We start from the raw sequence: 404 nt of genomic DNA, 5'->3' as shown, positions 1-404 counted from the left end.
CGCGGCGAAATCGCCGTGCCGCTGTCGCCGCACTGGAAGGACGCGAGTGCGCCCGTGCGCCGCACGCGCAACTGGCTGCCCGTGTGGGCGGTGGGCGCGGTGGCGGCGGTGCTGCTGCTCGTCGTGTTCGCGCTGCTCACCTTCAACCTCGCTGGCCATTCCGACGGTGCTTTCGCGGCCGTCAACGCGGTACGTCTGCCGCAGACCACGCGCGCGGTGGTCATGCCAGCGCCAACGCCGCGCCTGCATCGCTTTCTCGAGCCAGAGATCCGCGACGGCCTGCTGACCGTGCGCGACGAGGCCGACCGCAGCGTGGTGGTGCTGCGCGTCGACGGCCTGTTCGCCTCGGGCTCCGACCGCGTGCTCGACCGCTATGCGCCGGTGCTCGCGCGCGTGGCCGATGC

1 protein-coding gene is annotated in these 404 nt (G+C 72.8%); it reads left to right on the top strand.

What is annotated here, in order from left to right; all coding sequences use genetic code 11:
• Positions 1 to 404, top strand: a 404-nt coding sequence (locus ACZYSP_RS35295) for a DotU family type IV/VI secretion system protein (RefSeq protein WP_489019197.1), incomplete at both ends; no start/stop codon positions are given.

This window comes from Variovorax sp. F042 (assembly GCF_057814215.1).
The sequence above is the reverse complement of the archived record's forward strand: the minus strand, read 5'-3'. Positions and strand labels throughout refer to the sequence as shown.